Origin of the sequence: Phenylobacterium sp. (assembly GCF_046590535.1) — a bacterium.
Lineage (GTDB): Bacteria > Pseudomonadota > Alphaproteobacteria > Caulobacterales > Caulobacteraceae > Phenylobacterium.
Map to the genome: position 1 here is coordinate 1 of NZ_JBKJTG010000032.1, position 4,135 is coordinate 4,135.

5 protein-coding genes and 2 pseudogenes are annotated in these 4,135 nt (G+C 70.5%); 5 read left to right on the forward strand and 2 right to left on the reverse strand.

Annotated features, from left to right (window positions below):
* Positions 1–125, reverse strand: a pseudogene (locus ACLL81_RS01700) (holo-ACP synthase); the annotation flags it as partial.
* On the opposite strand from ACLL81_RS01700, the pseudogene ACLL81_RS01705 reads away from it, so the two are divergent.
* Both ACLL81_RS01705 and ACLL81_RS01710 read left to right on the forward strand, forming a co-directional pair.
* A pseudogene (locus ACLL81_RS01705) lies at positions 118–354 on the forward strand (holo-ACP synthase); the annotation flags it as partial. The pseudogenes ACLL81_RS01700 and ACLL81_RS01705 sit on opposite strands and share 8 nt — an antisense overlap.
* A gap of 59 nt (positions 355–413) precedes the next feature.
* On the forward strand, positions 414–1,238 hold the full coding sequence (locus ACLL81_RS01710; protein ID WP_411286615.1) for an aminoglycoside phosphotransferase family protein: 825 nt from the start codon (positions 414–416) through the stop codon (positions 1,236–1,238).
* Here ACLL81_RS01710 and ACLL81_RS01715 read toward each other — a convergent pair.
* Positions 1,235–2,143, reverse strand: a complete 909-nt coding sequence (locus tag ACLL81_RS01715) for an EamA family transporter (protein ID WP_411286616.1) — start codon at positions 2,141–2,143, stop codon at positions 1,235–1,237. The two genes, ACLL81_RS01710 and ACLL81_RS01715, sit on opposite strands and share 4 nt — an antisense overlap.
* A 158-nt stretch (positions 2,144–2,301) precedes the next feature.
* Here ACLL81_RS01715 and lepB point away from each other — a divergent pair, with 158 nt between their 5' ends.
* From lepB to ACLL81_RS01730, 3 genes are all read left to right on the forward strand, one after another.
* The gene (gene lepB / locus ACLL81_RS01720; protein WP_411286617.1) at positions 2,302–3,084 is read left to right on the forward strand and encodes a signal peptidase I; all 783 of its coding nucleotides are present in this window, start codon (positions 2,302–2,304) and stop codon (positions 3,082–3,084) included.
* Positions 3,081–3,776, forward strand: a complete 696-nt coding sequence (rnc, locus tag ACLL81_RS01725) for a ribonuclease III (RefSeq protein WP_411286618.1) — start codon at positions 3,081–3,083, stop codon at positions 3,774–3,776. The genes lepB and rnc overlap by 4 nt, the downstream gene beginning before the upstream one ends.
* Positions 3,776–4,135: GTPase (locus ACLL81_RS01730; protein ID WP_411286619.1), on the forward strand; the 360-nt coding region annotated here is incomplete at its 3' end. The genes rnc and ACLL81_RS01730, both read left to right, overlap by 1 nt.

Below are 4,135 nucleotides of genomic sequence, written 5' to 3' on the forward strand. Positions count from 1 at the left end.
ATTTCCTTCAGCCGCGCCAGGGCCCCGCCGGTCAGCGCCATGGTCGGCTGGCCCGACCGCATGTTGATCACGCCCATATCCCGCCAGAACACCCCGCGTCGCATGCCAGTCCCAAGGGCCAAGGAAGCCTGCGCCAAGGCGCTGGGCACGGGCATGCGCCGCGGCGTCTTCTGGCGCGACATGGGGGTGATCAACCTGCGCTCCGGACAGCCGACCATGGCGCTGACCGGCGGGGCCCTGGCCCGGCTTGAGGAGATCACGCCAGCCGGGATGCGCTCAGTGATCCACCTCAGCCTCACCGACGATCACCCCTACGCCCAGGCCTTCGTCATCGTCGAGGCGCTGCCGGCGTGACCGCGCCCGCCATCGATTCGGACCTGGTGCGGCGCCTGGTCGAGAGACAGTTTCCGCAGATGACTCGCCTAACCGTGACCCCGGTCTTCCCTGGAGGCTGGGACAACCGCACCTTCCGCCTGGGCCCCGACCTGCTTCTGCGGCTACCCAGCCGCGCGGCCTATGCGGCCCAGGTGGAAAAGGAGCAGCGCTGGCTGCCGACGCTGGCGGCAGGCCTGCCGCTGCCGATCCCGATGCCCGTGGCCCTGGGCGCGCCGGGCGAGGGGTATCCCTGGCCATGGTCGATATATGGTTGGCTGGAGGGCGAGACCGCCTCCGCGGCGCCCATCGACGACATGACCCGGTTCGCCACCGACCTGGCGGCGTTGCTCACCGCGCTGCAGCAAATTGACGCCACCGACGGGCCGGCCCCGGGCCCGCACAACTTCCACCGCGGCGGGGCGCTGGCCACCTATGACGCAGAGACGCGCACAGCCATCGCCGCCCTGGGCGAGCGGATCGACGCGGCGGCCGTCCTGGCGGTCTGGGAGGCCGCGCTGGCCGCCGAGTGGCGCGGCCCGCCGGTCTGGCTGCACGGGGACGTCAGCGCCGGGAACCTGCTGGTCCGCGAGGGGCGGCTCAGCGCCGTCATCGACTTTGGCTGCTGCGGCGTGGGCGACCCGGCCTGCGACCTGGCGCTCGCCTGGACCTTCCTAGAGGGCGAGGCCCGCGAGGCGTTCCGCGCCGCCCTGCCGCTGGACGCGGGGTGCTGGGCGCGCGGGCGGGGCTGGACCCTGTGGAAGGCGTTGATCGTCTGGGCTGGACTGCCGGGGGCCAATCCCCTGGGCGCAGAGACGTCCCAGCGGATCGTGGACGACCTCGTGGCCGAGCACGCGGCGCTCTAAACGGGCTCGCTGACCACAGGCGCCCGCCGGCGTTCCCAGGCGGGCCACAGGGTGTTGAGCGCCAGGCCGGAGAGCACCAGCACGGCGGCCACCAGCTTCCACCAGGTCAGCGCCTCGCCCAGCCAGATGGCCGAGGCCGCCATGCCGAACACCGGCACCAGCAGGGACAGGGGCGCCACGGTGGCGGCGGGGTGGCGGGCCAGGAGCCAGGCCCAGGCGGCGTAGCCGAACAGGGTGTTGCCGACGCTTTGCCACAGGACCGCCGCCCAGGTGCCGGCGTCGGCGGCCACGATACCCTGCGACACCGCTGGCCAACCCTCCACCAGGAGGGCCAGGGCGATCAGCGGCGGCGCCGAGAACAGGCTCGCCCAGACCACATAGGCCAACATGTTTACCGGGCCCGCGGCCCGGGCCACGGTATTGCCGCCGGCCCAGCTCAGGGCGGCGATCAGCACCAGGCCGATGCCCAGGGCGGTGACTTCGGCGTTGGCGTGCGCCATCAGCCAGGCCAGGCCCGCCGCCGCCAGGCCCAGGGCCACCAGCTGGAAGCCGCGCACCCGCTCGCGGGTCAGCCACATGGACAGGCCGATGGTGAAGAACACCTGGGTCTGCACCACCAGGGACGCCAGTCCCGGCGAGATCGAGTTCTGCATGGCGATGTAGAGCACGCCGAACTGGCCCACACCGATCAGCACGCCATAGAGCGCCAGGTTGCCCCAGGACACCGCCGGCCGCTTGAGGAAGAACACCGCCGGGATCAGCGCGAAGGTGAACCTGAGCGCCGCGAAGGTCAGCGGCGGCAGATCGTCCAGGCCCAGGCGGATGATCACGAAGTTGGTGCCCCACACCGCAACCACCGCCAGGGCCAGCAGGGCGTGCAGGAGAGGCAGTGCGGGGCGACTCATCAGCGGACTAGACCGATCCCGGGGCTCCCTGTCACGCCTGCCTGCGACGGCGCGCCCCTGGACCTGACGCAGAGTTCACGGGCGCGGGGATTGCTCCGGGCGTATCCAGCGTCTAGCAACACCGCGTTCGGCCCCGCCGGACATCACCAGGACCCTTCATGAGCCCGAACGTGCAAGCTGCTGAGACCCCCGAGAAGTCCGGCGCCCTCAGTGAGATCGTCGAGATCATCAAGACGGTGGTCTACGCGCTGCTGATCGCGCTGTTCCTGCGGGTGATCTTCTTCCAGCCGTTCACCATTCCCTCGGCGTCGATGGAGCCCAACCTCTACGAGGGCGACTACATCATCGTCTCCAAGTTCACCTACGGCTACTCGCGCCACTCCATCCCGTTCAGCCCGCCGCTGTTCGAGGGCCGGATCCTGGAGAACAGGCCCAAGCGCGGCGACGTGGTGGTGTTCAAGCTGCCCCGCGACGGCCGCACGGACTACGTCAAGCGCGTGGTGGGCCTGCCCGGAGACCGCATCCAGATGAAGGCCGGTCGCCTGTGGGTCAACGAGCGCGAGATCCCGCGCGTCACCCTGCCGTCGGCGAAGGAAGATTCCGGCTACGGCTTCGTCCGCGACGTGGCCCGCTACCAGGAGACGCTGCCGGACGGCCGAACCTATGTGACCAATGACTACGGGACCGACGGCGACCTGGACAACACCGGGCCCTTCGTGGTGCCCGAGAAGAATTACTTCATGATGGGCGACAACCGCGACAACTCCTCCGACAGCCGGGTGGCGCCCGAGGCCGGTGGCGTCGGCTTCGTCCCCGCCGACCACCTGGTGGGCAAGGCACAGATCGTCCTGCTCTCCTGGCATCCGAGCGCCTCGATCTTCAAGCCCTGGACCTGGGTTCTGGACGCCCGTCCGAGCCGGTTCTTCAAAGTCCTGAAATGAACACCCGCGTCGCCGCGGTCGCCGAGCTGGAGCGACGCATCGGCCACACCTTCGCCGACCGGGAGCTGCTTGAGCGCGCGCTCACCCACGCCAGCGTCGGCAGCGGCTCCGGCGCCGTCGCCCACAACGAGCGGCTGGAGTTCCTCGGCGACCGGGTGCTGAACCTGGTGGTCGCCGAGCAGCTGACCATCCTGCGCCCCGAGGCGCGGGAGGGGGAGCTCTCCAAGCTTATGAACCAGCTGGTCAACAACCACGCCTGCGCCGTGGCCGGGCGGCTGGCCGGACTGCGCGACGCGCTGCGGCTGGAAGGCGGCGCCAGCAAGATGGGCGCCCGCGACAACGACCGGGTGCTGGGCGACGCCTGCGAAGCCCTCATCGCCGCCCTATATCTGGACGCAGGCCTGCCCCGGGCGCGCGCGTTCGTGCTGACCTTCTGGGCCGAGCCCCTCCAAACGCTGGACGCCCCCAGCAAGGACGCCAAGACGATGCTGCAGGAATGGGCCATGGCCCGCGGATTGCCGGTCCCGACCTATCGGGTGCTGGCCCAGGTGGGCTCGGCCCACGAGCCGCGGTTCACCATTGAGGCCTTCGTCCAGGGCTTCGAGCCGGAGCAGGCCGAGGCCGGCTCCAAGCGCGACGCGGAGAAGCTGGCCGCCGCCCTGATGCTGGCCAAGCGCACGGGCGGGCTGTGATGACCAAGGCAGGCTTCGTCGCCATCATCGGCGCGCCCAATGCGGGCAAGTCGACGCTGACCAACCGCCTGGTGGGGGCCAAGGTCTCCATCGTCACGCAGAAGGTGCAGACCACCCGGTTTCCGGTGCGTGGTGTGGCCATGCAGGGCGACGCCCAGATGGTGCTGGTGGATACGCCCGGCATCTTCCAGCCGAGGCGCAAGCTCGACCGAGCCATGGTCCGCGCCGCCTGGGGTGGAGCGCAGGACGCCGACATCATCGTCCACCTGGTGGACAGCGTCGCCGAGCTGGCGGCCCCCGAGCAGGGCGCCAAGGCCGCAGACCGCCGCGCCGCGGTGGACGTGGAGTCCATCGTCGAG

Coding starts and splice junctions, on each gene's coding strand:
- ACLL81_RS01710 (WP_411286615.1), top strand. CDS start 414: ATGACTCGCCTAACCGTGACCCCGGTCTTCCCTGGAGGCTGGGACAAC.
- ACLL81_RS01715 (WP_411286616.1), bottom strand. CDS start 2,143: ATGAGTCGCCCCGCACTGCCTCTCCTGCACGCCCTGCTGGCCCTGGCG.
- lepB (WP_411286617.1), top strand. CDS start 2,302: ATGAGCCCGAACGTGCAAGCTGCTGAGACCCCCGAGAAGTCCGGCGCC.
- rnc (WP_411286618.1), top strand. CDS start 3,081: ATGAACACCCGCGTCGCCGCGGTCGCCGAGCTGGAGCGACGCATCGGC.